26 protein-coding genes and 4 pseudogenes are annotated in these 24,698 nt (G+C 34.8%); 6 read left to right on the top strand and 24 right to left on the bottom strand.

Going from position 1 to position 24,698, the window contains the following annotated elements; translation table 11 throughout:
• Nucleotides 1-18: 18 nt before the first annotated feature.
• The 7 genes from QNH48_RS10220 to QNH48_RS10190 form a co-directional block, all read right to left on the bottom strand.
• Nucleotides 19-417 (bottom strand): terminase small subunit, encoded by a 399-nt coding sequence (locus QNH48_RS10220; RefSeq protein WP_283954793.1) that lies wholly within the window; start codon nucleotides 415-417, stop codon nucleotides 19-21.
• A 32-nt stretch (nucleotides 418-449) separates the two neighbouring features.
• On the bottom strand, nucleotides 450-998 hold the full coding sequence (locus tag QNH48_RS10215) for an ERCC4 domain-containing protein (protein ID WP_283954792.1): 549 nt from the start codon (nucleotides 996-998) through the stop codon (nucleotides 450-452).
• Nucleotides 999-1,252: 254 nt separating this feature from the next.
• Nucleotides 1,253-2,590, bottom strand: coding sequence for a virulence-associated E family protein (locus QNH48_RS10210; protein ID WP_283954791.1), 1,338 nt, complete (start codon nucleotides 2,588-2,590; stop codon nucleotides 1,253-1,255).
• Nucleotides 2,566-3,189 (bottom strand): CHC2 zinc finger domain-containing protein, encoded by a 624-nt coding sequence (locus QNH48_RS10205; RefSeq protein WP_283954790.1) that lies wholly within the window; start codon nucleotides 3,187-3,189, stop codon nucleotides 2,566-2,568. Before QNH48_RS10205 ends, QNH48_RS10210 begins: the two co-directional genes overlap by 25 nt.
• Nucleotides 3,190-3,310: 121 nt before the next feature.
• Nucleotides 3,311-3,457, bottom strand: coding sequence for a hypothetical protein (locus QNH48_RS10200; RefSeq protein WP_283954789.1), 147 nt, complete (start codon nucleotides 3,455-3,457; stop codon nucleotides 3,311-3,313).
• A gap of 20 nt (nucleotides 3,458-3,477) precedes the next feature.
• Nucleotides 3,478-3,627 carry a hypothetical protein gene (locus QNH48_RS10195; RefSeq protein WP_349655126.1) on the bottom strand — a complete coding sequence of 50 codons (150 nt, stop codon included), beginning with the start codon at nucleotides 3,625-3,627 and terminating at the stop codon, nucleotides 3,478-3,480.
• Between the two features lie 387 nt (nucleotides 3,628-4,014).
• Complete coding sequence (locus QNH48_RS10190; RefSeq protein ID WP_283954788.1) at nucleotides 4,015-4,221, bottom strand: hypothetical protein; 207 nt, start codon at nucleotides 4,219-4,221, stop codon at nucleotides 4,015-4,017.
• A gap of 119 nt (nucleotides 4,222-4,340) precedes the next feature.
• Here QNH48_RS10190 and QNH48_RS10185 point away from each other — a divergent pair, with 119 nt between their 5' ends.
• Nucleotides 4,341-4,643, top strand: coding sequence for a hypothetical protein (locus QNH48_RS10185; RefSeq protein WP_283954787.1), 303 nt, complete (start codon nucleotides 4,341-4,343; stop codon nucleotides 4,641-4,643).
• A gap of 35 nt (nucleotides 4,644-4,678) precedes the next feature.
• On the top strand, nucleotides 4,679-4,960 hold the full coding sequence (locus QNH48_RS10180) for a hypothetical protein (protein WP_283954786.1): 282 nt from the start codon (nucleotides 4,679-4,681) through the stop codon (nucleotides 4,958-4,960).
• Nucleotides 4,961-5,190: 230 nt separating this feature from the next.
• On the opposite strand, the gene QNH48_RS10175 is transcribed toward QNH48_RS10180, so the two are convergent.
• The 3 genes from QNH48_RS10175 to QNH48_RS10165 are packed head-to-tail and all read right to left on the bottom strand — an operon-like array spanning nucleotide 5,191 to nucleotide 7,810.
• Nucleotides 5,191-5,820, bottom strand: coding sequence for a hypothetical protein (locus QNH48_RS10175; protein WP_283954785.1), 630 nt, complete (start codon nucleotides 5,818-5,820; stop codon nucleotides 5,191-5,193).
• Between the two features lie 18 nt (nucleotides 5,821-5,838).
• The gene (locus QNH48_RS10170; protein ID WP_283954784.1) at nucleotides 5,839-6,450 is read right to left on the bottom strand and encodes a hypothetical protein; all 612 of its coding nucleotides are present in this window, start codon (nucleotides 6,448-6,450) and stop codon (nucleotides 5,839-5,841) included.
• Entirely contained in the window at nucleotides 6,386-7,810 is a 1,425-nt protein-coding gene (locus QNH48_RS10165; protein ID WP_283954783.1) for a hypothetical protein, read from the bottom strand. The genes QNH48_RS10170 and QNH48_RS10165 overlap by 65 nt, the downstream gene beginning before the upstream one ends.
• 371 nt (nucleotides 7,811-8,181) lie before the next feature.
• On the opposite strand from QNH48_RS10165, the gene QNH48_RS10160 reads away from it, so the two are divergent.
• Nucleotides 8,182-8,745, top strand: a complete 564-nt coding sequence (locus tag QNH48_RS10160) for a recombinase family protein (protein WP_283954782.1) — start codon at nucleotides 8,182-8,184, stop codon at nucleotides 8,743-8,745.
• 153 nt (nucleotides 8,746-8,898) lie between these two features.
• Here QNH48_RS10160 and QNH48_RS10155 read toward each other — a convergent pair whose 3' ends face one another.
• From QNH48_RS10155 to QNH48_RS10140, 4 genes are all read right to left on the bottom strand, one after another.
• Entirely contained in the window at nucleotides 8,899-9,762 is an 864-nt protein-coding gene (locus tag QNH48_RS10155) for a hypothetical protein (RefSeq protein WP_283954781.1), read from the bottom strand.
• 289 nt (nucleotides 9,763-10,051) lie between these two features.
• Nucleotides 10,052-10,240: a hypothetical protein gene (locus tag QNH48_RS10150; protein WP_283954780.1), complete on the bottom strand. Its 189-nt coding sequence runs from the start codon at nucleotides 10,238-10,240 to the stop codon at nucleotides 10,052-10,054.
• 49 nt (nucleotides 10,241-10,289) lie between these two features.
• A complete protein-coding gene (locus QNH48_RS10145) occupies nucleotides 10,290-12,023 on the bottom strand; it encodes a zinc-ribbon domain-containing protein (RefSeq protein ID WP_283954779.1) in 1,734 nt (577 codons plus the stop codon).
• Nucleotides 12,024-12,122: 99 nt separating this feature from the next.
• Entirely contained in the window at nucleotides 12,123-13,109 is a 987-nt protein-coding gene (locus QNH48_RS10140; RefSeq protein WP_283954778.1) for a restriction endonuclease, read from the bottom strand.
• Between the two features lie 121 nt (nucleotides 13,110-13,230).
• On the opposite strand from QNH48_RS10140, the pseudogene QNH48_RS30535 reads away from it, so the two are divergent.
• Nucleotides 13,231-13,332, top strand: a pseudogene (locus QNH48_RS30535) (recombinase family protein); the annotation flags it as partial.
• An 81-nt stretch (nucleotides 13,333-13,413) separates the two neighbouring features.
• On the opposite strand, the gene QNH48_RS10135 reads toward QNH48_RS30535, so the two are convergent.
• The 4 genes and pseudogenes from QNH48_RS10135 to QNH48_RS10120 form a co-directional block, all read right to left on the bottom strand.
• Nucleotides 13,414-14,388 (bottom strand): hypothetical protein, encoded by a 975-nt coding sequence (locus tag QNH48_RS10135; protein ID WP_283954777.1) that lies wholly within the window; start codon nucleotides 14,386-14,388, stop codon nucleotides 13,414-13,416.
• 164 nt (nucleotides 14,389-14,552) lie between these two features.
• Nucleotides 14,553-15,374, bottom strand: a pseudogene (locus tag QNH48_RS10130) (ATP-dependent DNA ligase).
• Nucleotides 15,375-15,830: 456 nt separating this feature from the next.
• On the bottom strand, nucleotides 15,831-16,847 hold the full coding sequence (locus tag QNH48_RS10125; RefSeq protein ID WP_283954776.1) for a DNA/RNA non-specific endonuclease: 1,017 nt from the start codon (nucleotides 16,845-16,847) through the stop codon (nucleotides 15,831-15,833).
• A gap of 410 nt (nucleotides 16,848-17,257) precedes the next feature.
• Entirely contained in the window at nucleotides 17,258-17,737 is a 480-nt protein-coding gene (locus tag QNH48_RS10120; protein ID WP_283954775.1) for an excalibur calcium-binding domain-containing protein, read from the bottom strand.
• 371 nt (nucleotides 17,738-18,108) lie between these two features.
• On the opposite strand from QNH48_RS10120, the gene QNH48_RS10115 reads away from it, so the two are divergent.
• Complete coding sequence (locus QNH48_RS10115; protein ID WP_283954774.1) at nucleotides 18,109-18,336, top strand: hypothetical protein; 228 nt, start codon at nucleotides 18,109-18,111, stop codon at nucleotides 18,334-18,336.
• A gap of 55 nt (nucleotides 18,337-18,391) precedes the next feature.
• Here QNH48_RS10115 and QNH48_RS10110 read toward each other — a convergent pair whose 3' ends face one another.
• The 6 genes and pseudogenes from QNH48_RS10110 to QNH48_RS10090 all read right to left on the bottom strand — a co-directional run bounded on the left by QNH48_RS10110 (nucleotide 18,392) and on the right by QNH48_RS10090 (nucleotide 23,484).
• Complete coding sequence (locus QNH48_RS10110) at nucleotides 18,392-18,577, bottom strand: hypothetical protein (protein WP_283954773.1); 186 nt, start codon at nucleotides 18,575-18,577, stop codon at nucleotides 18,392-18,394.
• A 122-nt stretch (nucleotides 18,578-18,699) separates the two neighbouring features.
• Nucleotides 18,700-19,116 (bottom strand): hypothetical protein, encoded by a 417-nt coding sequence (locus tag QNH48_RS10105; protein ID WP_283954772.1) that lies wholly within the window; start codon nucleotides 19,114-19,116, stop codon nucleotides 18,700-18,702.
• Nucleotides 19,117-19,557: 441 nt separating this feature from the next.
• Entirely contained in the window at nucleotides 19,558-20,784 is a 1,227-nt protein-coding gene (locus tag QNH48_RS10100; RefSeq protein WP_283954771.1) for a Bcr/CflA family multidrug efflux MFS transporter, read from the bottom strand.
• A 291-nt stretch (nucleotides 20,785-21,075) separates the two neighbouring features.
• Nucleotides 21,076-21,195 (bottom strand): annotated as a pseudogene (locus QNH48_RS30460) (mannose-6-phosphate isomerase); the annotation flags it as partial.
• A 765-nt stretch (nucleotides 21,196-21,960) separates the two neighbouring features.
• A complete protein-coding gene (locus tag QNH48_RS10095) occupies nucleotides 21,961-22,332 on the bottom strand; it encodes a VOC family protein (protein WP_283954770.1) in 372 nt (123 codons plus the stop codon).
• A 111-nt stretch (nucleotides 22,333-22,443) separates the two neighbouring features.
• A pseudogene (locus QNH48_RS10090) lies at nucleotides 22,444-23,484 on the bottom strand (IS1595 family transposase).
• A gap of 289 nt (nucleotides 23,485-23,773) precedes the next feature.
• On the opposite strand from QNH48_RS10090, the gene QNH48_RS10085 reads away from it, so the two are divergent.
• Complete coding sequence (locus tag QNH48_RS10085; RefSeq protein WP_283954769.1) at nucleotides 23,774-24,694, top strand: hypothetical protein; 921 nt, start codon at nucleotides 23,774-23,776, stop codon at nucleotides 24,692-24,694.
• Nucleotides 24,695-24,698: the final 4 nt, after the last annotated feature.

The following is a 24,698-nucleotide window of genomic DNA, read 5'->3' as shown; positions in this document are numbered from 1 at the left end:
CCCACTGCCTTTTATAACTCAATTTAAAGGGTCAACAAACATTATTTCAATAGGATTCCCCGAACCGGCGCCACTTAACTCTTTTTTCTCAACCGGTTTAAATCCGGCTCTGTCCAATAAATCACGAGCAGCTGTAATTTTGTCCCGGTCTGTACTGTTCGGATTATGCAATATTTCTCTCAGAACTTCTCTTGCCCGAATTGCGTCTTGAACAAATTGCATTCTTAACTGCTGCTCAATATCGTCTTGCAGTGTATTAATCGCCTCTAAAACTGAAGTTTTCTGAAGGAGCTGATAACCAATTTCAGAAGCTCCACGGTTACTGTATCCAGCACGTATGGCTGCCTGTGTGGCATTATAGTCCTTTATATATTCCAGAACGAATGCTCCTTGTTTCCTGGTTAAGCCATTATCCATGGATATGCCCACCTTTCCTCCTTAACTTAGTGCTAGTAGCCTTTCAGATAATTTCTAACAAAATAGTAAAACTCGTTGTAAATGTAATGCCCAGAAGCGTGGTTCGGGATATATGCAGTAAAGAATCCGTATCGGGTTTCAAACGATTTTAGTGTACCTACAAGTGCTTTTGCATTATACTGGCTACGATAGTTTCCTCTAATAAGGTTTTCATAACCGTTTTGATCCTCGACCAAAAGAGAGAATCTAATTTTTTGACTACGAATCAGCTCATTCTCAAACCTGGTTCGGTCTTTAAAGGTCTGAACCAATTCGTTGACAGAATTTTTCCGTTCTATCGCTATTGGTAAATGAATATCCTTTATTATGCCAAGTTCCGGACAACTAGGCAGCTTTACAGAGTAATCAGCAACCCCTAGTTTAATAGATTCATACGGAATTTTATTAGAATCGAAGTATTTAAGGATATGCTGATTCTGCTGTTCCCTCGTATCAACTAAAACCGAAATACTTTGTAAAAGCTGCTTTAGTTCTTTATCAGTAAATTTATAATGAAAACCTAAGGATTTTATCTCAACCACCTCATCATATTTTATTAAAAGGACAGATAATAATAGTGTATATGTCCTTTTGCAATCCCTTGTGGCTCTAAGAGTGAGCTATAATGAGGACAGATAGACAGATAAAATCTACTTAGTCTACATACGTTTTATATATAAACTTTATATTTTAATAGAAATCATCTGTCCTATCTGTCCTTGAAAGGATGTATCCCTTGTGGCTCTAAGGCTAAATAGCTCGGACAGTTAATCATTTCATCCGTCCTTTATCTGTCCTATCTGTCCTTTCGTCTATAAACCGTTTGTTTGCCGTATTCACCGAAAGTTAATCTTCCTTTGCATTCCCAATCTGCGAGTGATTTCAATCCAGCATTAATATCTCTGGCATGAGCAGAATTAAAATCATGTTTATGTCGCCCTACTACCTTTTCCCAAACATGTCGGGCGCAAGTTTCATTAATAGGTACTTTTTTTACCATACCTGACTGGTAATCTTTTTCTTCGTAATAACCCCTTTGAAGAACGTCCTCAATGATCCCAGCATACAAACCCATGTCAGTATATTGGGTTTGAATTTTTCTTGCTTCATTTTCAAGATGATTTGGTAACTTGAAGGGGATACCCTTACTAATCATTTCTTTATAAACCTGGACAGCTTCTGCCCATATTTGCTCTACTTCTAGTGGAAAATCTTTTTCAAACCATTTGCTTTTAACATCTATAATCCACCAGCGTCTGCCACCTGTATCGTCCTTTAAAGGCAATTCATCATTGGTTGTTGCAACAAAGATACACTGCCTTGGACAACGGATTGTCCTTCTACCATAAGCCGGTCTAAATTCATCATGGGTGGAGGAAATAAACTGTTTCGTTCGCTTTTGGTCACCTTTGGACACAGCTGCCATTTCGCCTAACTCAATAATCCAATTTCCTTGAATTTGTGCTTTAGCTTCTTTGCCCCTCATATCATCAATCGAATCCGAGAACCATTCACTCTTGACAGCTAACTTCTGAAAAAAAGATGATTTTCCTAATCCCTGATCCCCTTTCAATGTCAGTACATAATCCCATTTACACCCTGGCTGAAAAATTCTCATTACAGCCCCAACACCTGTTAATCTTGTTTGTGACCGGATCAACTCGGTGTCATCTGCTCCAAAATAATCAATTAACAATTTATCTAACCGGGGTATCCCGTCCCACTTTAGATTATTAAGGTAGTCTCTAACAGGATGATACTTTTTATTTAAAATTACTTGGTTGAAGGCGTCATAAATAATATCCTTGCCTTTTATTCCGTATTGAATAGATATATAGTTCCTTAAACAGGAATCGTCATAATCTGTCATGCCTTTGTCCTCAGTTAGTCTTTCCCAAGGCACCTGACCAACGATTTCTGACATTTGAGTTAAAAGATTATATGCAAATTTCCCTTTTAGTAGCTGGTCATGTTGGAGAATTGATAACACATTGAAGGGGGTGCTTAAATTTGTGCCAAGATTGGATTTTTCCAATTGATTCAGCCAATCTTTAACGCCTTCGTCTTTAGATTCCTGTTGCTGTTGTTCTCTTCGAGTTGCAATCTTGGCTAACTGTTTATGCGAGAGTTCCATTCATCCATTTTCTCCTCTCCTACGAAGTATGCTTCAACCTGAGCGTCTTCCCCGTTATCACCCGACATATCTTGCAGTAAATATTCGTAATAAGGCAACTGGTCATATATTTGATAAAACTTTTGAAGGGCATTTCTATCTTTAATTGTTTTAACTTGCTTCATTGCCCTTCTATAAGCATGAACCTGGTCACATAAGAACCGGAAGACCTCATCAAAATTACTTTCTTCTTTCCTCTTAAATTCGTATTGAATGGTACGTTGCTTTATCTCTTGCTGCTGCTTTCGGCTCCAACTTGCTCCGATAAGCCCCAACTTTTTACTATAATGATAGATTACTTTTCCTTTACTAACACCTCTTAAGGCAGCTAATAATACAATTACATTGCCACCTTTGCCACAAGCAAAGCAACGAAACATCTTTTTGTTCCGGTTGATTGAAAAGGACGGAGTTCGCTCGGAATGAAATGGACAAAGAGTAAAATAGCTTTTTCCATGTCTTCGAAAGCGTAATCCCTGTTTCTCAGCTTCTTCTAAAATATCTACTCGTTTAACCACTTCATCAGCTAAAAAACCGAAATCTATGCTATCATTACTCATAGGGAGATTACCTCCTGTAACAGCCTGTTTATAATTCCTACAAGCTGCAACCACCTTGTTTGGGGACCGGGTGGTTTCTGTCTTTTTTCATTTTATTAGGTTATCAAGGAACTATTGCAATTTACTCCATATCTTCCATGTTCTTGATCAGTTCGTACCATACTTGTATTTGCTTTAGCTTATCTTTGTCACTCATTTTTTTATCCTTGATTATTTCTTCAACTCGCCAAGTAAAAACAAAATATTTATCATAAACGATTCCTTCCACTGTTCATTCCTCATTTCCTATTAATCAGATATTGGCTTTTTGATTTGCATTTTTTGTACATCTGATGTTTGCTGCTCTAACCAAGCAAAAAACTCATCTCGCCCAACTCGTTTGCACTTTCCAATTCGAATAGTAGGAAAGCCCGGAAAATCCATCACTTGATAAGCCATTCGCAATGAAAACCCCATAATCTCAGAAATGTCATTTGCTTTAAGAATTAATGGAAATTCATTTACTTTTTTAGTCGTTTAATTCACCTCTTTTTGGTTCTGATTTAATTTTTCCTTCATATACATCTAGGTTGTACTTCAAAAACAGCACAAACAAGTGTATGCACTAAAATAAAACAATATTAATATCAAAGCAAAAATGATTCTAATGACTTAACATATTAAGTTAAAGTAGGCAAAAAATATCATAATAAACGGGACTATAGGCATTGTAGATTAATAGTAGGAAAGCAGACGCTACAAGGGAAACATACGGGAAAATTTTATAAAGATACCTTTAGTTCCATGAGGTATGAAATTAACAAAAAGACCACTATTTTGTGGTCTTCATTTCAATCTTGCTTTTATCGCTAAGGTATCTACTATTTCCTTAACTTCAACATCATGCTTATCAATATATCCCACTACCATCAAAATCCTTTGTATTGCATACGGCTTATCCGTTAAATCGTCAGCAACCAGCTCACCAACCAAGTCGAGTAACTGCGTTCGGATACGTGAAATTGTTAACTTCGCTTCAAGCAATTCGTTCATAATACCCCTCTTTCTCTAGTTTCTGGATCATTATATTTTGACCAGCCAAGATGTTCACAAAACTGTTTAAAGGAAAACCGGAACACTTATGGAATATGTTCTTTTAAGGAGGAGATAAATTGTCTAGTTTAATCACCGTTCGCCGAGCAAAAGATGAAATAAAAAGACTTCAGTATTACGTATATTTAGTAGAAAACTATGAAGCAGATACATTAGAAAAATTCATAATTAAAGAATATGCCATCACCAATAGTATGTTTGAAGTAACCAGAAACTTGAATCGTCGAGGATTAATAATAGATGGGAAACCCGTAGAAAAGGAATACGTTTCATCAGTAATAACCGGAAAGCCTTATGATGAACTTCATAGAATGCCGAGGTCAGGATATTTAAAGAGGACAAAGCACAGGAGACACAAGTAATTACTTTATTTTGATTATTTGTTGGAGGGGAAGATATGCACAAACCGTTAAAAAGGACATCGTATTGCGACCTTTTAGCTCAAGGGTTAACTCAAGATGGGGATGATATTTCAGCTGTAGAGAGAATATTTATTAAAGACATAAAACGTGAGGAAATTAGGTTCGCCTGGTATAAGGAAGAGATGAACGGGTCAAAGCGTTTCATACCTAGACCACTGGATCTAACGGAAGAAGAACTTTTGGAATTATTAAAAGATGGGGTAAATAAGGGAGTTTTCTCAAATAAATTTAGGAAAAGTTTAAAAAATATTCTATAAAATCAACATATTCTGATTAAATTTTTTATAATCCCTTTCTTCAAATTACCAATATTTTATATAAAAAGACCAAACCTTCCCAAATTTCGGAAAGGTTTTTTTAAGCATAACCCTATCAAACTCTATTACATAGAAAAAACAGTTGGAATCAACCTCTTAAATAATTAACTGCCAAAAATCTCTTATGCAACACATTGGAATCTCTAAAACTTAAAAAGATTTTAAGTAATTTATTGTTCCATTACATTTTGTAAGCTTTTAATTTTTATAATATCTCTTTTCATTTGTCCTAAAAGGGCTTTTACGTTTTTAGGGCTATCAAGTTTGTTTATTACAATGTCTAGGTATTTATATACTTGATAAGTTAATTTAAAAACTTTTATTGAATTCTCATATCTCTCTAACTTTAATTCACTTAGATGATTAATATAGAAAGTGAAGTTAAGCTGTGTAAACAAAACCAGTAACATTTCCTTTATTTCTTTTTGTTCTACTAAATCTTTCGCTACTTCTTCAAGTGTCCCTATGTCCATCATGCTTTCTATTTTCTCTAGAGCAATAATGTTACTCTCAAACTCCTGTCTTATATTCTTATAATGTTTTATTTGAACATCTAGCTTTTCTTTTTTCTTACTACCTTCTTGTAGTGAAAATATAAATACAGCAACCAAACCTGACAATGTAGTACCTAACAAGGTAAAACTTGACTTAATAAACATATCTAACAAATTTATACTTTTTTGGTCAATTATCACCCTTTGATTGAGAAGTAGTAACAGAAGCGAAAAACTAAAAAAAACAGCTAAGAATATAACAATCAGGATTATGTAAAATACCTTATTCTTTTCACCTTTTATCATTTAATTAATACCACCTAATTATAAGAATGCCCTTTGTCTATACTCCTCAATTCTATTTTGTAGACTTTCTGATAGTTTGCTAATTGGTCTTCCTCCATCATTAGCTATCTCTGTCAACGTACTAAGCGAAACTAGAGTCCCCTCATCTAAAGTCGAGGAAAAATTGCTAACTTCAGTGAGGGGAAGTTCCTTTAAATTATTTCTAATTTCCTCTAACAACGGTCCACTGATTTTAAAAAGTAGCTTTACTTCACTTAAATGCTCTGTTTTAACCAAGTAGTCTTCAAAACCACAATTTTTACATTTAAAGTCGAGAAGTTCTGCTTCGTCCTTTATAATATTAGTTGTATTACATTCTTCACATTCATATTTATAATATTGATAGATTATTTCTTCTTCATCTGCTAACCCAAGAAAAAATCTAACCGAACTCCTTGGAGATAAGCCGTAGGTTACAGCAAATCTGTAGGGACTTAATAATTCAGCACCTAGATTAATTTCCTGAACCAGAAAATTCCTTAATAAGGGATAGTATTCATCAAATGGGAATTCATCGGCAAGTGTCCTATTTTCCGTATATAAATTTTTCAATTTTTCCGATAACATATTTTCTTCTAACTCTCCTTTCATGTAAAGTATTAATAAAATCTTTGCCATCATCCCTATTAACATAATAATGAATCTCTAATATATGCTGTGTTTCTTTAAAACCTACCTCTACATACGAAAGATTGTCTTTATCCCTTGTATCCAGTCCCACTTTAGAAAAATCATTTTTATTAAATTTCCAATAAACACCTAACTCACAAATTTCTTCATAGTCCTTAACAGTCTCCTTTAAGTCCCAAAAAATCTTGGAGTAATATACGGGTTTGTTTTCCTCATTTTTATTGGAGGACTTAGTGATTTTTCTATCAACGAAGGTGAATCCAAATATATATCCACCATCATTAATAAATTCAGCTTCTTCCATAATCAGTGCCGTATCTTGATATTTTGCAGAAAGAACCTTATTAACATATGGTTCCGGAGATCTAAGGTGTAATTCTTCTTCCAAATATTTAGAAACATTTAATTTTAATACCTTTTCAGCTTGTTCTACATCCTCCTCTCCTTCAAATTCAGCTATCTTTCTTTTAATTAAATCTAACGACCTTGATGACTCTTCTTCAAAGAGTTTATATAATCCCTTATGTATGAATGCCTCGTTACTTCTATTTGGCTGGAAGTAGAATGATTCAGTTGGAGTAGAAAAAGATAAATTTCTTTTTAAAAATTCTTCTACTTCACTTATGATATTCTTAACTTTTTTACCAGTACTCCTACGTAAATGTTGATTAAGCTTTATTTCAATACCGTTATTTTCAAAATCAATTATACAGGCTACATAAAAACCACACTTCTCTTCTGTTTTACCTAAGCTAGCAACTCCTTCATTAAATAAGAAAACCAATTTACTTTGTTCTTTTCTAATTGTTAATAAATGTTCTACTTGTCTACTAATCTTTGTTATCTTCATATTAACAATGTCTGGAAACTTACTGTTTAAATGTTCCAATGCTATATCGATATTTAAATTAGTTGAAAATGTAAAATAATAACTTCTCTCCGGTATTACATAAACCAATAATTGAAAAAGAGTCCCTTCAATTGAGGTATCATCAAAGCCAGAGTTAATCTGCTCATTCAGTAAATTACAAATTGTTTCGTGAGATCGGCTGGAATATTTTAAATTAAATAATCGAGTAAAATCCGGTATCTCATTCTTTAGATATTTTTTTAAACTTTCTACACCAAAATTTCTTATTAAACTAAAATCGTATCTATATAAATTTACTTCTGCCATTTCATTGCGCCTCTTTCCAACACCTTCTTTTAATGTATATTTTATACTTATGTAATTGACTGTACAATCATTTTTTCCACAAGAGGAATAATTATCCATTATATTTATTTTATGGGGTAACTGCTGGAATAGAACATTAGACATTTAAATCATATGTATTGGCAATAATTCCATTTATCCAGCTAGGTAGCATAAATAGCTATTCTTAGCCCTGTAATTGGATACCTCCCCATATTGATATTATTCATCTTGAGCCAGATTGACTTCATTTCCATTGCCCTATACGAGAGTCTTTATGCTGCAACTTTTGGCTACGCTGTTGAGATATGAAACTAGGTATAAACAATTCCGTAAATTTTACCTTGCATGTATTCTAAAAGTTATAAGTTTTGCACAAAGAAAAAAACATCTAAAATCACTGCTATTATTGCTATTGATATTGTCTAAAAGTTAGTCTAGAATAAAATATACAAAAGATATAAGACTTTTAGACAACAACGAGAGGAAGAACAACGATGGCAGTTATCGGTTATGCAAGGGTATCTACTAGGGACCAGGAATTAGAAATACAAGTCGAGAAATTAAAGGAATATGGTTGCGAGAGAATTTTTATGGAAAAGAAAAGTGGTGCTAAGAGCGACCGTGAGGAACTTGCCAAAGCCCTAGATTATTTAAGAGACGGCGACAAGCTGGTTGTTTACAAGCTAGATAGATTGGCGAGGAGTACATTTGATTTACATAAGATTGCGAAGGATCTGCAAAGCCGTGGAATATCATTGGTTTTCATTAAAGAACAAATAGATTTTTCGACCCCAGCTGGAAAGCTCATGTTTACCATGCTTGGTGCTATCGCAGAATTTGAGCGTGATTTAATAGCCGATAGAACGGCAGAAGGGCGTGAGAGAGCTAAGGCTCAAGGGAAACATATGGGGCGTATTGGAAAGCCAGAGAAGGACATTAGGAAGGCTATGAAGCTTTATACTGGAAGAGAGTCAAATGGATTGAGCGTCAATGATATTTCAAAAATGACAGGCGTTCCTCGATCTACTATATATGCAAAGGTAAAGGATCTAGAATAAAACAAAATAAGCGACTCCTAGAAGGATGTCGCTTTTTAACAAAAAAAGTAAAAGAATTATACTTTCAACGTAAGTACCTATTTCTTGACTTTGTTTTTCTATTCCGTCCATTAGCAATACAAAGATAAACGTATATGAATTTCTCTTAGTCATTTACCATTCGTCTATTTTGAATGTACTTATCGTTTCCGGTGCGTCCATATTAGTTGGTGTCTTTCCAAATCTAATAAGATCTTCTGGATCAGTATGGAATCGATATGTTATTAAATTATAATATTCTTCACTGCCCATTTCACCACTTACATGTTCCGTTAATACACCGGATTCAAGCCATTCACCATTTTTTAATCGATTAATTTTCACCACAAAATTTGCATCATTAGTCCTCTCAGATTTCTTTGCGTCCTTTTCCCCCGGATTTAGATAAGACTCCGTCGGATCCCCAGTATGGGTGGAACCTTCCCACTTTAAATACAATTGTCTATTTGTGTTATTAATAAGTGTTAACCATTGTCTTGGTCTTAGTATTGTTTCATTTTTTTCAGTAAAATTCACTACTCTATTCAAATATGCTGAACAAGTACAGAAGGTACCTTCACTTCCCCCAATCTTTATGCAAAATCGATTGTCAGGACAGTCCCCATGACAACCAGTATCCCCTAGAGAACCACATTGAACTAAAGATAAATCTACCTCTTCTGGATTCATACCTAACATTTTTCCAATTTCAATTCGATAATCCTTTTCATCCATGGCTACCCAATATTTCATTCCATTATGTTCAGTTATTTTCCAACCAAATTTAGAAATCATATATTTAGGAATAGAAGGAACATTTGGGCCATAAGAGGGACCAAATCCCGGCTTATAAAGCGTGTAACCGTTAATTACCCCATATACGCCATTTTCTATAGAATTTGTTGCAAATGGATACAGCCTATGGCCAGAAGTAACTCCAGAAAACACTTGTGGGTTAGTGTAATATGGAGCCTGAGGATATGAATTATTTAAGTACATTTTATTCTTCCTTTCTTATTACTTCCTTCTTAAATTATGTTAGGTATGACTATAGCGTGATTACTGTTTAAAGAACAAGTAGCATGTAAAAAAGACCAACCACTCGTCGTATGTGTAGGGTGTTCAAAGGGATCTTTACTGAAAGAGAAATAAACGGTCATATAAATTATGTTTTGTAAGGTTAACATTCATAGCACCTAGGGACTTAACTTTATAACGAAATTAATATTAGATAGTATAATAATAAAAAAGGATGAGACCATTTTTGATCTCACCACTTTTGTTGTTTTTATTTCCAGTCTACAAATGACGGAATCCTTAGAAATCCATCCTTAGTTATGTTCCTATACTTAACCCGGCAATGAATCGGCTCAATATAGATGAAATTTTCATCTTCTGAAACAACTTTCTGCTGCCGATACAGGCGCATTTTTTCTCCTGATGGCATGAACTCCATTACTCCAGCTGGTTTTTCCATCTAGAAAGCTCAGCAGCAGCCCAAACTTTGGAATGGTAACTCGAAACTTTTAAAGCTTTTTTGACCGTCCTATCTCGTAACACTTTTTACAACCTTTTGGCTTGTTACTTTTACTCCCATTCCTACTATATACAACGGCTTCCCATTCATGCCCCTTTTCACATTTCCACCATACCTTCTTTTGTGAACCGGGAGTAACATCATAGGGTGTTAAAATTTCATTTTTTGTTGGGTGCCATTGAGAAGCAAGAGAAGGATTTACTGTGGCTAAGCAATTATCATTGTTTACTTTTTTCCCTCCACAATACGGGCAGCCATCCCCTCTATTATTCCTATGATCCGTTGAAGATTCATAGGAGTGCCCTTTTGAACATAACCACCAAAATTTCTTATTAGAGTTAGGTGGAATATCAAACGGTGTTATTCCATAATTTTTATCATAATCCCACTCTTTAGCAAGATCTTCTCTAACTGACCCTAATGAAGTTTCTCTAGTAACTTTTTGTCCAGCACAAAAGGGACATCCATTCCCTTTCTTCCGAGTAGAAGGTGCAGCTTCCCAGCAATGTCCATGTTCACACATCCACCATACTTTAAATTTAGACCCGTTAGAAAAATGTTCCGGTCTAAAAGGAAAATTTTTATCTAAATCAAATTGAACTGCTAATGTGTCACTAAATTCTTTAATATTGTTTTTTTGTTCGATTGGAGGGACTTGTTTAAGAATATTGAATCGTTGCTTTTCAATATCAACTGTTTGTACCGTTTCTTCCATTCTATTCAGCTCATCTTGTGTAAGTTGAACCTTATCTTTTATGTATCCAAATGAGTCGATTATGGCAGATTGTAGTTGTTCTTTATTTTTATTCTGGAAAGGAACAATGTTTATACCATGCGTAATTATTTCGGGTAAGCCATTCTCACGCATTCTAATAAGGAGATAGTTGTTTCTCAAAAGCTGGATACTTTTTTCAATATCGCTTTGAATCCTATGTCTGTGGAAAAATTCACTATCATACTCTAATATTAAATTATACTTAGGTACAAATAAGTCCACCTTATACCTCTTGTCCCCGGCTTCTACCTCGTAGTTAAACTTCACATCTAAAAAAACTTGTTTATAAAAGTAAACAAAAGCCAATTCGTCAAAAGAAACATTATGCCTTTCTTTACAACTTGGGCACCCTGTTTTCATTCTAGTTCTATGGTTCGGAGTTGCTCTCCATTCCCGGCTGCATTCTTTACACAACCACCAGACTTTCTTATCCGAGTAAGCATGGATTTTATATGGAGTTATATCTTTATTCCTTGAAGGGTGCCATTCACTTAGCACAGAGGGATTAACATAAGCTAAACAGTTTTCATCTGTAACTACCTTCCCAGCACATTTAGGACATCCGTTGCCATTTTTTCTATTAGCTATCGTTGATTGCCATGTGTAATCACATTTATTACAAAGCCAATATATCTTTTTTGAAGACCCAGCTGTTACGCTACCGGGAGTTAATTCACTATTCATTTTAGGGTGCCATTCTGAAGCTAATTCCGGGTGTGTCTTTGATAAGGGTTCTTGAAACCTTCCTATACATATCGGGCAACCCCTACCAGCATTTCTTGAATTTATCATAGCTTTCCATTCATGTCCGTTTTCACAAAGCCACCAAACGTAAATATTTGATCCGGCTGAAACATCATTGGGTGTAATAGGCGTATTTTTATTTGGGTGCCATTCTAATGCTAGTCTTGGATTTTTAACTAATAATGATTGATATTCTTTGATCATATCGAACTCCGTGTCTTTTTTGTTTTTCTAATAAATAAATTAATTTTAAAGATTAAACAATATGATTTCCTTTCTTTGTTCATCATTCAATCCGTTTATCTAAAACAATTTAATCTGATATTCAGAAATATTTTCATTTTGTTTATTGGTAATGTTTTGCATTAAATCAAATAAACCTTCTCTGTTTATTAATTTAACTTTAAGTTTTTTGGCAAGGGTAATGGCATTCTCAGTAAAGTAGGAATTTGTTATTACATATGCTTCTTGACACTCATAAAAAGCCTTACCAGCGTATACTTGTTGTATAGCACTGTTAGAAATTTTCCCTGAGTATCTTTTACATTGAATGGCTATTTTTTTACCGTTCTTATAAGCTATTATATCCACCCCTTCATCACCTGAAGCTTTCGTAATTTGTGGATTTTCATATCCATTCTTGTTTAAAAGGTTTTTAATGAAATTTTCAAATTGAACTCCTGGCATTTTATCAATTTCAGCAAACGAATAATTTACTTTTTCTTTTTTTATTTTTTCCTGTTTTTTTCGCCATGTAGCTACAGCAAAAGCTTCTTCCCTAATAATTGATTTAGCGTCTCTAATTGTATGCACTTTTGAAGCCCTCGACATTTCCATGGACTTTTTTTCTAAAAACCTCTTTCTCCAGTTTAATAATATGGTTATAATTCCAAATATCCCTACATTCAATAACGCTAACATTCCATTTTGAAATGCCCATATGAGGAATGAACCGAAGCTTGAAATTACAAGAAAAATGGCAGTTACCCAATCATAGATATAGGCCTTATTGGATAAATCAGTACAAGTTACTCCTTTATTTTCTAGTAATTCTTTATTAATAATTTCATTTCTACTTTTAGTAATTCGCTCGTCTAAGCACCTGTAACATTTGGTTTCAATTCTTTGAGTTTCTTTATTGAGAGATTCATATAAGATAAATTTATTCCACGAAGTGTCAGCTACTAATTCCCCATGTAATGGACAATTCATTTTTATAATCCTTTTTGGTTCAATATTTTTGTTCGTAGTTTTCTTTTTTATACTCCGGTTCCGATAATAGTATACCATTTTACAAGTCCCTCCCTAAGTCAATCTTACCATTATTAGCCAGATATATGACATTACTAAAATATAATTTTGGGCGTATCGGTAAGGCTAAGAAGGAAGTTTAATAGGCTATAAAGCTCTATTCTGCAGTGAATCTAACGGTCTAAGCGTAAACGATATTGGTAAAAATGCCGGCGCTCCTCGGTCAACCATTTATGCTAAAGCTAAAAAGCAAAGTTTTTGACACTGAAATATAATTAAAGAAAGGCACTAACTATAAAAAGGACCGTCGAACGACGGTCCAAATAATAATAAAGGGCTTCTATTACCTTTGTTTATTTTTCTGTTTATTCTTTCTCTTTTTTTCACGTTCTCGTTGTCTCCTCAACGCCCTGTTTTCTCGTACAGTATCCACATGCTTGTCCCACTCTTTACTATCTTCTTTACGTTTTTGTATAGGATTAACGTCAAAAGGAAGAAAGGCATTTGTTCGGTCAGCTATATTTAAACCAGCAGAAGTATCAATCAAATAATAATGATGATAGTTATATGCATGGGTAACCCGTTTAAGTGCAGCCTCTCCTAATTCTTTATTTAATAGAGAATAGGGGTATACAATTTCCATCATTCTTTCAAATCCTTGCTTATAAGCAGAATTTACGTCCTTATCCCAAAGAAACACTAAGAACAACCCAGAACCAAAACGTAAGATTGCAGAATGCATTAAATTATTAATTGAAATTGATTCAGATTCTCTTTTGTTAACACTAACCTTACTAGGGGTTTCATATTCCAGAATACTTTCTTTCATAATTTTAGGATCAAAATATACACCTAATTTCAAATTGTCAAAAAAGAATTCTGGTAACGGAGTCATATCAACAGCCAGTCCTCCAAATAAAGAAAACTCAAGATCAGATTCAGAAGATTCCCCGAGTAAAAATTTTAGGTTTGACTCAAACCAGGTTGTATCTATTTTTAAACTTCTAGCGTTATTAAATAAAATTTTTAGAAGCCATCGAGATAATATTGAATGTTCATAAGGTAAGACAAGCTGATCATCAGCCTCGTAGGTTCTTAAAAAATACTCATTAACCAGTTTTCCACCATAACCATCAAGATCAGACAAAAATCCATTGTTACAGACATTACAAACATCATTTATTACTATTTTATCACTTTTAAAGGTTTTATCTGGCCAGACATTTATATCACATTCTGGAAACATATCGATTAGTGACATAGGAATTAAATGTTCTCCTGTAAGCGTTCTATCCTTTTTGCAATAAGCACAAGTCATAAAAGTCCCCCGTTAATTTAACCTATATTCATGCTTTATTTTACCATTTTTCAGTAATTTGTATATATTTCATGGTTTGGTTAATCATCTGATTCTTCTTGGATTTCAGATTTCAATATAAAAAATGATGAAACCATTGATGATTTCACCCTTAAATTCTTCCATTATTCCCATTTTACAAATGACGGTATCCGAAGAAATCCAGCTTTAGTCATGTTCCGATATTTTACCCAGCACTTTATCGGTTCAATAAAAGTAAAATTCACATCCACTGAAATAACTCGCTGCTGCCTGTATAGATTCTTACGTTCAGCCGGTGGCAAAAATTCCATTAGTCCAGCTGGTTTGCCATCTAGAAAGCTCAGCAACAGCCCAAATTCGCCTTTTCTTACCCCCGTAATCACTACAACTGTATATTGGTAATTAATCACCTTTAGCCATGACTTACTACGTTTACCGACCTCTTATCGAGAGTCCTTGCGCTTTAGTACGATTCCCTCTAATCCCTGTGCTTTTACCAAATCAAAGTATGCTGCACCATGACCTTCTATATATTTAACTTTCGCAACTAAACTCGTATCCTGGGTTAAAATTTCATTTAGCAGCTGCTTTCTCTCTATTAACGGTAGCTTGGTAACAGACTCACCTTTATATTGAATTACATCGAAAACGACATAACTTAGCGTACTGTTTTCAAGGTACGAGCGCCTTGATTGAAACCGGCTCATCATAGCTTCAAAGTCTGGTTTTCCAGCTAGATCAGTAACAATAATCTCTCCATCTAAAACAGTTCCATCCGGAATATCTATTGATAAAAATTCCGGAAACCTAACAGTAACCTCGTTATTATGACGGGTGTATAGTTGCACCCTGTTATTAAACTTAGAAAGTATCAGTCTTATGCCATCTAGCTTAAGTTCTGTAATATATGAATCATCATCGAAAGGCTGTTCTGACCTTTGTAATAGCATTGGTGAAACAAACACATAAACCACCTCATGATAATTGTACGAGATATTTGCGCTGGGTTCATTGGTAACTAATTGTCATTTATGGAATACCTAACTATCCAGCATTGGGAATGAAATAAAAAGTGACCATCATGTAATGATGATCACCTTTCTTAAACTAATGCCTGTTAGTGCAATAAGAACTGCTTCAAAAAAATAAATAAATATTAGTTCTTTACATTATTACCGTACATGAATTGCATTATCTACTTAAAAGAAGTGCCACGATAATAAATAACGCGAAGAATATAAATATAAAGTTTTTTGAAAACCATCTTTTAATTTTACGTTTTATTTTATGCACCATATCAAAAATATTAAATAATCTTTCAAAAAAGTTAACTATTCTATCAAGCATTCAGATTACCACCATATCATTTTTCTTAATTTCATAGAGCCGAGAACAACAAAAGAATAGCCACATAACCCCATTTATTCACCTACGAGGCCATCACCATCACGATCGTCCATATATTTATAGAGCCATGAATCACGCGTAATTGGCATTTTAAAGCCAGCAGCTTTAGCCTCAGCGATTGTAACTTGTCCATTATGATTAGTGTCCACCTTGCTAACATCTTCATTGCCACTTACCGTTTCGTTTGCTGGTACATTTTCTGTTTTCGGTGGTGTACTGACCGTACCTGCCTGTCCCTCTAAATTTTTGTTCACTTCATCAGGGTTTACATTGTCAAATTCATCTGTAATGGTTCTGCCCTGAATGTTGTAGGTGAATTTATAATGGTTAGGAATTTGTGTTTGCGTATTCGGATATTGAATCACTGCTACGAAATCTGTAGCACCTCCTGCATCTCGAATCACTTTTTCCATATACGCTTGGTCACCGTGCCGATTAAGAATACTGTCTTGAGGTGTAATGTTATAGGCGTTTGATACTCCCCCCAGTGAGTCGGCAATGACATGGCCTTCATCTAAATCTGGACTCTCTGTGCCAGGAACCTTTGCCTCATCAGAATAGTATCTACCAGACGATAAAACATGGTCTGTATTCGGATTTTGGAGTGTTATTTTTTTTGCCTCCACACGAATTAACTGCCCGTATTCATTTGTAAAAGCCCAATATTCTCTGTCGCCAAACCCGACATCGACTCTGACATTCGGCTTTCTATATCCTGACATATCTCCACCATCTACTACAATGAGTGTATATTTACTGTAGTCAAAGTCACCATTAACACTTGTTATCGTTGGTGTACTAGTGGCAGGAACGCTTGGATTGACTACACTTTCACTAGTCGTTTTTTCGGCTGCATCGTCAGGTTTACTTTTTTTGCTTTCAGCAGTGGCTGCGTTATTTTTGCTTACTTCTTCAGTTTTATTTATTTTGATTTCTGTATTATTTTGTTGTGAACAACTAGTAAATAAAATAAGAAGTGAAAGGAGTAATAAAATAATCCCCCATGATTTTTGATACCATTTTTGTTGCATATTGCACCTCTTTTTATAATTGAATTAGAATTATGTACAATATTTATCTCGGTTATTTATACATTCACCTTAAATATATAATATTACGGTTAATATTGTATAAGATTTAGAGACTCACAATGTGTAAGAACTCTGAGAGAAGCAATGCGTTTTATGGATAAAATCCAATGAAACCTTTGCTCCTTTAGATTTTATATTTTTCACCAGTTTTATCATTCTTTCAAATTCATTTTCATTCTCAAAATTAACGACAAAGAGCATAGTTGCTCGTGTGAACAAGACGTACATATGATTTTATACCATTTGTTTTAGCTTCGATAGTTGAAGAAGTTATATCCTTACAGAAAATAAGCCCTTCTCATTTATTTGAGAGGGGCCGATTAATACAAATAAATTACCTCATAAGTCTACTAATTCTCACAAGCATAATTATCTTTATCTCTGTCCATTTTAGATTGATACGCTGGATGATCAGCTGGTACGCCATTTGGATATACCTTTCTTAAATCAGTACAGTTGGCAAAGAACTCTGACCCTCCACTTGACGTAGTCGAACTTGCTGAAGCCTCAGCTTCTTCTTTCGCTTTGGCTTCAGCTTCTGCCTTTGCTTTTGCCTCGGCTTCTTCTTTCGCTTTGGCTTCAGCTTCTGCCTTTGCTTTAGCCTCAGCTTCTTCTTTCGCTTTGGCTTCAGCTTCTGCCTTTGCTTTTGCCTCAGCTTCTTCTTTCGCTTTGGCTTCAGCTTCTGCCTTCGCTTTAGTTTCTGCCTCTTCTTTCATTTTCTCTTCTTTCTTTGTTTCAGCATTTTCCTCTTTGCTAGTTGATTCATTTGATGAACAAGCTGCAAGGAAAACTAATAAAAACGCCATAAATATGTAGGTTAATCTCTTCATAATTATCCCCTTTTTGTAAATATTTGTAGAAATACCTATACTATTATACTACTAAAATACCTTGAAAAGCGAATAAATTTATATAATTTAAAAAGGATTCCAAGCTAAAGCTGAAATGCTAATAATCTTAACTCCAACAAATTTATATTCCCCATATGATAATCCTTAATGTTATTAACCTGGTTATGGTAAAATTCCTTATTCCATTTAACTGCCACGTTTGTTTAAGTGCAATCCTTCACAATTTTTTGAACGAGATGTGAAAGATAAATGAATTTTTCCGATTTTCCAAGTTTTCTTACCTAACTTTGTGTAAGTTTAAGAAAGGAAGGAGGTGTTATATGGAAAGAGTAAAAGTACAACCTCATTGCATGGTTTGTAGGAAACCATTTAAAAGAAACGACCAAGTTCACACTGATACCATGGCTACACAAATTCAGCATGCAAAATGTTTTATTTATAAAGCAGAATTTATTAAAGATACCGGTACATATGAAGAAATAGTTAATAAGTACCCAAATTACAAGAGATCATTTATTGTTTCTGATAATCCTATTACGAATCTAATGGTCGTATCTGCGCTTAAAGAAAGAAAATAATTTAAGTTAAGTTAAGAAAAAGGATTCTGATAAGTTCTGATTCCTTTCTTTAACTCTACATCTTTCCTCCATAGTGCCATCTACCGTCTTTAATCTGAGGCAGTATGCCTCTTATGTACTCCTTAAATTCTTCTGGCAGCTCATCTAGCGTGAAATAAATAATCTGTGTAGCAGCTGAATCCATTACTTGGACTTGGATTTGTGACTGCCCTTTTAAATCTGAAATTTTTCTTGTCAGCATAATATGGTATGACATGGAATCACCTCATTAAAATTATATACGAACATGTGTTTTTGTTGTAGGAATTAAGTTATAAAAACAAAAAAGCCGTTCTCCCAATGGGAGACACGACCTTTTGATAATTACCTTTGTATCTTGGATATTAAACGTTTTATTATTTCTGTTTGTTGTTCTAATAACGCATGAACAGATTCTAAATCTCTTATCATTTCACTTTGATACTCTTCTAACCGTTTCACAGGATCATTTTCTAATGTGACCTTTCTTATTTCTTGCCTATCATTTTCTAATGGATTGTTTTGTTCCCCAGCAGCTAATCGCTCCCTAATCTCTAGTTGTTGTTGTATTAACTTTTCAATACCAGCATTATAACTTTTATAACGTTCCTCTGAAGCTCTAACAGCTTCTGCGATTAATCGCTCATTTTGTGATGGTTTCTTTTGTTCCCCTTCTGCATGACGTCTCTTCAACTCTCTTTGTTGCTCTTTTAACTGTTCAATAGCATCCAATTTTTTTCCTTCACTTTTTGAATAATTCATGTGCGTCATTCAACTCCTTATATATTTTTGACATGACACACACTACCAAAACCCCACCCCGAGTTATTAATTCTCCTCTCATGGCAAAATTCCTTCTGTAGTACCCAAGAAAACGAAAAAAGACCTATACGCTGATAAAAATAATTATTTCATAGATTCATTGACATTTATAATTTAATTACTAATAATAGTGATAGTAGGACTTACTACATACTAGGCTGTAGGAACTAAATCGCACTATCAGTCGTACAAACCTTTATAAATCAATGGTTACACATAAATAGCGAAAAGCAACAGTTTCCTAAACTGTAGGTCGGAGGTTCGAATCCTCTTCGGGACGTCAAAAAGCCTTGATTTTTCAAGGCTTTTTATTTTTGGTAAAAAATTCAATAAAGAAAACGCCTGACGATGATCAGTCAGGCGTTTCTATTATCCCTTAATTTAAAAATTCCCCTTCAGCTTCCTTCTTGGCTGAACCTTGAAAACTTTCCGGACTACACCAAAATAAATCAATAAAGCGATAAAGCTAGTTGCAAACATAATAACCCCCATTGGAATGGCTGTATACTCTCCTGCTATTCCAACAAGTGGAGCTGTCAAAGACCCCAGAACAAATGGCAAAAGCCCTAAAAGCGCAGAGGCACTTCCTGCTATATGGCCTTGTTTCTCCATAGCTAACGTGAACGAAGTTGAAGAAATGACGGCTAATGATCCAATAAACAAGAAGATAGGAATTGCAACGGCAATTAGTGGCGCCTTCAACAGAAGAGCTGCAAGTAACACAGCACCCGCTATGTTAGCCGTAAATAGCCCGATCTTTAAGAAGGTCGCTTCAGATATAAAATCGGCTAAACGTCCAACCAATTGACTTCCAATAATCAACGCAACACCATTTACTCCAAATAATAGACTGAATACTTGCGGAGATACACCGTAAATATTTTGATAAACAAAAGGAATACCTGAAACATAAGCAAAGATCCCTGCAACGATTAATCCTTGAGTAAGGGCATACCCTGTAAACTCTCGATCCCTGAACAAGGAACCAAAATTCTTTACGACCTGTGAAAAATCACTTGGGACACGCTTTTCCTTAGGTAGGGTTTCCTCTAGTTTCCATGAAACCATTAAAACTAAGACAATTCCTATACACGATAAAACTAGAAAAACTCCTGACCAGTCTGTAAACGCCAGGATAATGGCTCCGGCAATCGGTGCCACGATCGGTCCGAGATTACCCACTAACATCAATAAAGAGAAAAACTTCGTCAATTCTCTTCCACTGTAGAGATCGCGAACGATTGCCCTAGAAATAACGAGACCGCCTGCTGCCGCAAAGCCTTGAATGAAACGGGCACCTATAAAAGTATAAATATTGGGTGCAAATGCACAAATTACAGAAGCGATTAAATACAAAAAGAGGAAAGTCCTGAGCGGTTTCCGGCGGCCTTGCACATCACTCATCGGTCCAATAATTAATTGACCCAATCCTAATCCAAGTAGGCAAGTCGTTAAACTAACTTGAACGAGAGATGCCGTTGTATCATAGTCTTTCACAATCGTAGGAAATGATGGCAAATACGTATCGATCGTAAAAGGACCTAAAAGACCAAGTGACCCTAATAGTAATGCAAGTTGTAATCGTTTCCTGCCTGTTAAAGTATTCAACTATTACTCTCCTTTCTATAAAACCATTGATATATATTTTTAAAAAAGTTCAGCATTATTAAAAAAGCGATTAATAAATAACTGGTTTGAAGAACGCACATGCATACAAAAATAGCACAGGACAAATTACTTCGTCAAGCGAAATATTTTTATAAAATTTTTTGGAAAACAGATCAAATATTCATGATTAGCAAAAGAGCAGGAAGAATCCTGCTCTTTTAAATGATTCTCCATTATTTTTACAGTTTCACAATAATATCATTTAATGTTGGTAAAAAAACACAATGATCTTTATAAATGAGAACTTATGAATTCCGCATTCCCATAAAGCGTAAATTCCCCGAATTCAAAAGGAAGAAGAAAATGGTCCCCTTTTTTAATAGGATAAGTGGTTCCATTCATTTCAATGAAACCTTCCCCCTGTTATCACACTTACTAGTTTAAATGGAAAAGGAAAAATAATTCTAATATCCTTTAATTCTTCAATATAAAAGGATAAGTTGAAAGACTGTTTTCATAGTGTGGGTGCCTTTGGACCATTAGAAATTTGAAGTGATTGCTGGGGTAATTTTAGGCGTGGGTCTTGGATGAGCAGAATCCTAAATTGCCGAAAAATTGCCGAAAAACTCAGTAAAACCATATTAATTTTATTGTATTAAATTAATTTTAATTAATAAAAAGGCTTGATAATAATCATTCCGGAGAGTATATTGCATCCAGTTTTACCTTTTTCATACTCTTCTTAAACTGTATGTCGGAGGTTCGAATCCTCTTCGGGACGTCAAAAAGCCTTGATTTTTCTAGGTTTTATTTTTCCCTGAAAATATACAAATAGCAATTGCCGACAATGAATTTAAGAATCTTAAGATTAGTCTACTGTTTTGATAAGTTTCCTCCCTTTATCGTTACTAAAAACTAACTTGTTTATCTTTTAGTACCTCCCTTCTTACTTTTTCTTATCAATCATGCTAATGCCCGTAGAAAATGTTCTTTTCTCCAGGCTGTTTTTATCCCTTGAGAATCAACTATAATTAAACGATTACTTTTATGTTGGCTTTGTTAAATAGTATTGTTGTTTTTCAGGCAAAAAATATGGGAACGTCTGATTTGGACGTTCCCGTTCTTATTCCGTTAAAGCACCCGTTAATGAAATAAGGTAATTTATTTATTATAATCTTACCAGTGTACTTGAAGTTTATTACCATTTGGGTCATAAAAGTGGAAAAAGGCATGACCATTATCTTCTTTTATATCCTCGACCTTAACTTGATTATCAATTAAGTGTTGATGAAATTTAGATAATTCTGGACTTGTAAAGCCAATGCTAAATTCTTGTTCATTATCAATTGTAAAATGTGAAAATGTTTCATCTTCGGTAGGAACTAAGATAAGTAAGAAAGGTCCTTCATTTACTTTTAAAATTGCAAGTTCCTCAGTATTGTTTAGTAACTGGAGCCCTAATACATCTCTATACCATTGTGCAGACAGTTCTAAATCTTTTACAGGAATTCTAATATAATGTACTTGTTCAATAAATGATTTACTCATAGCCTTCTCTCCTTTATTTAATCCGGTATATCAAATAGTTCCCTTTCTATATACCTTTTTCCTTCCGATTATTGAATTAACCTGCCCTTTAACGGAACAATAAACTTCCTATTATTCGGAAAATTCCGATAACATTAGTTTATCATAAGTTATGTTAACTGAAAAAGAACAACTGTCTAAAACCATTTTGGTTATCGTAAAGTTATCTTTTATATGTTTGATGGTGTCTAAGAATTGGAACCAGCTCAAATAATGGTCTAGATATTTAGTCGCTACACCATTAAAACGCTCCATCCAGCTCTTTAAACGGCTGTGATAACTATTTACATTCTGGATATGATAAATCACTTTAACTCGCTCCCTACCATTTGCTTTAAAGCGATGATGCTCAATTCCTTTTTCTTTGGCATAAGTCATAAACGCCCGCCAAGCATCCGTACATAGAACATTTTGAATTGATAGCTCTGAACCTAACGCTTCGTCCAAACTCTTTTTTATAATCCGCCCTTTTCCAATTGTTCTGGAAAACGTTCTCTTTTGGCGGTCTCTAGCTACAAGAACGCATACTTGGTCCTTGCTTATTCCTATAAACTCTGAACTCGCACTGCGTAACCTTGGTTTTCGTCCTTGGATATTCCGTTTTCCTTTCTCGGAATAGAGAAAATAGGTTTCATCCATTTCTACTATGCCTTCAAAAAGTTCAAAATCCATCTGCTTTAATGCAGTTAGAATTTTATGCCTCCAATAAAAAAGCGTCACATAATGAGCACCAATGAGTTTAGCTGATTTTCGAAGGGAATACCCCTCAATCATACATTCGATAAACTGAAGTCATTTACTCGGCATATGTGTTCTGTGAAGAGGAGTGTTCGTCATATCTGTGAATGTTTTACAGCACTCTTTGCAGCGGTATCTTTGGCGTTCAATGGTATTGATTGTAGTTTTAACTTGGTATTTACCGAAACGAATGACGTTAGTGGATTGACAATGAGTGCAGGTGTAGCCGTCTTTGTGTTTCTGTTCTGATACATCTTTGAATACATACTCTGTTTCTGCTGCACTCCCTAATGAGTTTGTAAAGAACTCCTTCAATCGCTGCTGGTCTCTTCGGCTAAGATTTCTGATTTGGTTAATTATGTCCGCTAACACCATTAAAACTCACTCGCTCTCGGTAATTTTAGTCCAGCCATTATAGAACAACCGTTCGATAAAATCAAATAACAACATTATTCTTTAACAAAGCCTTTATGTTAGTAAACAGCAGAAATACTTCATTAATCAAAGTCCCTCGTTATATTTACTCCTTTTAATTATGTTACTTCAACTCCCTCAACCCCCGATTTCTGCGTAATTTGGGCTTTTCTTCTGATTGTCTGCATAGAATGTAGACAAGGGTAAGTGCTCTCTCAATAAAAATAGTTAACCTGGAGGGAATAACTTAATGCATTTTATTGAAGATGTTAAAGACGTAAAATTTAGTTTTTTGGAAAAACCGCCGGCGTCGTCGATAACTTATGCCTTTGTTTATGTTAATAATCACAATAAATACTATGCAGTTAAAAATGGAGAGCGTTTGTCACGTAGTGAATTGCGGATTGGCAAATATAAAAAGGTTTATACAGTCAATATGCAGCAGCAAACCATTACCTTTAAGGAGGAAGTCCCATCGTCTACAAGAGGACGACGGTTTTCTGTCAATTTATTTATCGATATTGCCGTTGAACACCCAGAACGGTTAGTTCAACAAAATGCAGGAGAAATTGGCACCATTATTAACAATAATCTGCCCTTCTGGGTGGAGTCGGAAGCAAGATTTTATCCTATTGAAGAGGATCTGAGTTTTGCACGGCATATTGAAGAGTTTTTTCAAACCTCGCCATTAGTCAAGGTGTTAAGAGAGGCTGGTATTGTGGTTCGAAATGTTCGTGTCTTGATCCGACAAGGTATTCGGGACCAGCGCCATGATGAGGAGATCGCTGATTTAGACCGGAACGCAGAACTATCTGCCTATCAAGAGGCTCTGGACTTGGAGGAAGCCCGCCGGATTTCTGCCTCGATTAAAGAAGCCCTTCAAGCAGGTGATTTTATCACTGCAGGGAAGCTTGGAGAAAAGAATGAAATGGCAAAGCGGTTAGTGGAATCAGAGTTTAGCCAAAATCAAGCCTTCAAATTTGAGGTAAACAAACAACTTTTTAACTTGATCAACGATCACTCTATTGACCAGTTTGAGGCAGAACAAAGATTGGCCAAGCTAAAAAAGCTATTCCCCTACCTCCCCGTCAATCTGGAAAACATCAATAGAAAAAAACAGATATCTGGTCCAAGAAGAGAACTTTCATCCTATTTAAATAAAGGAGAATAGCGGT

The organism is Neobacillus sp. YX16 (genome assembly GCF_030123505.1).
GTDB lineage: Bacteria > Bacillota > Bacilli > Bacillales > Cytobacillaceae > Neobacillus.
The sequence above is the reverse complement of the archived record's forward strand: the minus strand, read 5'-3'. Positions and strand labels throughout refer to the sequence as shown.

Bases quoted from the DNA above. Each gene is read 5' to 3' on its own strand.
- QNH48_RS10155 (WP_283954781.1), bottom strand. From the start codon at position 9,762: ATGTACTTAAATAATTCATATCCTCAGGCTCCATATTACACTAACCCA.
- QNH48_RS10105 (WP_283954772.1), bottom strand. From the start codon at position 19,116: ATGAATTATTCAAAAAGTGAAGGAAAAAAATTGGATGCTATTGAACAG.
- QNH48_RS10175 (WP_283954785.1), bottom strand. From the start codon at position 5,820: ATGATAAAAGGTGAAAAGAATAAGGTATTTTACATAATCCTGATTGTT.
- QNH48_RS10125 (WP_283954776.1), bottom strand. From the start codon at position 16,847: ATGCAACAAAAATGGTATCAAAAATCATGGGGGATTATTTTATTACTC.
- QNH48_RS10210 (WP_283954791.1), bottom strand. From the start codon at position 2,590: ATGGAACTCTCGCATAAACAGTTAGCCAAGATTGCAACTCGAAGAGAA.
- QNH48_RS10165 (WP_283954783.1), bottom strand. From the start codon at position 7,810: ATGTCTAATGTTCTATTCCAGCAGTTACCCCATAAAATAAATATAATG.
- QNH48_RS10110 (WP_283954773.1), bottom strand. From the start codon at position 18,577: ATGCTGACAAGAAAAATTTCAGATTTAAAAGGGCAGTCACAAATCCAA.
- QNH48_RS10145 (WP_283954779.1), bottom strand. From the start codon at position 12,023: ATGATCAAAGAATATCAATCATTATTAGTTAAAAATCCAAGACTAGCA.
- QNH48_RS10180 (WP_283954786.1), top strand. From the start codon at position 4,679: ATGCACAAACCGTTAAAAAGGACATCGTATTGCGACCTTTTAGCTCAA.
- QNH48_RS10135 (WP_283954777.1), bottom strand. From the start codon at position 14,388: ATGACTTGTGCTTATTGCAAAAAGGATAGAACGCTTACAGGAGAACAT.
- QNH48_RS10150 (WP_283954780.1), bottom strand. From the start codon at position 10,240: ATGGAAAAACCAGCTGGAGTAATGGAGTTCATGCCATCAGGAGAAAAA.
- QNH48_RS10195 (WP_349655126.1), bottom strand. From the start codon at position 3,627: ATGGCTTATCAAGTGATGGATTTTCCGGGCTTTCCTACTATTCGAATT.
- QNH48_RS10220 (WP_283954793.1), bottom strand. From the start codon at position 417: ATGGATAATGGCTTAACCAGGAAACAAGGAGCATTCGTTCTGGAATAT.
- QNH48_RS10170 (WP_283954784.1), bottom strand. From the start codon at position 6,450: ATGAAAGGAGAGTTAGAAGAAAATATGTTATCGGAAAAATTGAAAAAT.
- QNH48_RS10095 (WP_283954770.1), bottom strand. From the start codon at position 22,332: ATGAGTAAATCATTTATTGAACAAGTACATTATATTAGAATTCCTGTA.
- QNH48_RS10115 (WP_283954774.1), top strand. From the start codon at position 18,109: ATGGTTTGTAGGAAACCATTTAAAAGAAACGACCAAGTTCACACTGAT.
- QNH48_RS10085 (WP_283954769.1), top strand. From the start codon at position 23,774: ATGCATTTTATTGAAGATGTTAAAGACGTAAAATTTAGTTTTTTGGAA.
- QNH48_RS10205 (WP_283954790.1), bottom strand. From the start codon at position 3,189: ATGAGTAATGATAGCATAGATTTCGGTTTTTTAGCTGATGAAGTGGTT.
- QNH48_RS10160 (WP_283954782.1), top strand. From the start codon at position 8,182: ATGGCAGTTATCGGTTATGCAAGGGTATCTACTAGGGACCAGGAATTA.
- QNH48_RS10190 (WP_283954788.1), bottom strand. From the start codon at position 4,221: ATGAACGAATTGCTTGAAGCGAAGTTAACAATTTCACGTATCCGAACG.
- QNH48_RS10140 (WP_283954778.1), bottom strand. From the start codon at position 13,109: ATGGTATACTATTATCGGAACCGGAGTATAAAAAAGAAAACTACGAAC.
- QNH48_RS10120 (WP_283954775.1), bottom strand. From the start codon at position 17,737: ATGAAGAGATTAACCTACATATTTATGGCGTTTTTATTAGTTTTCCTT.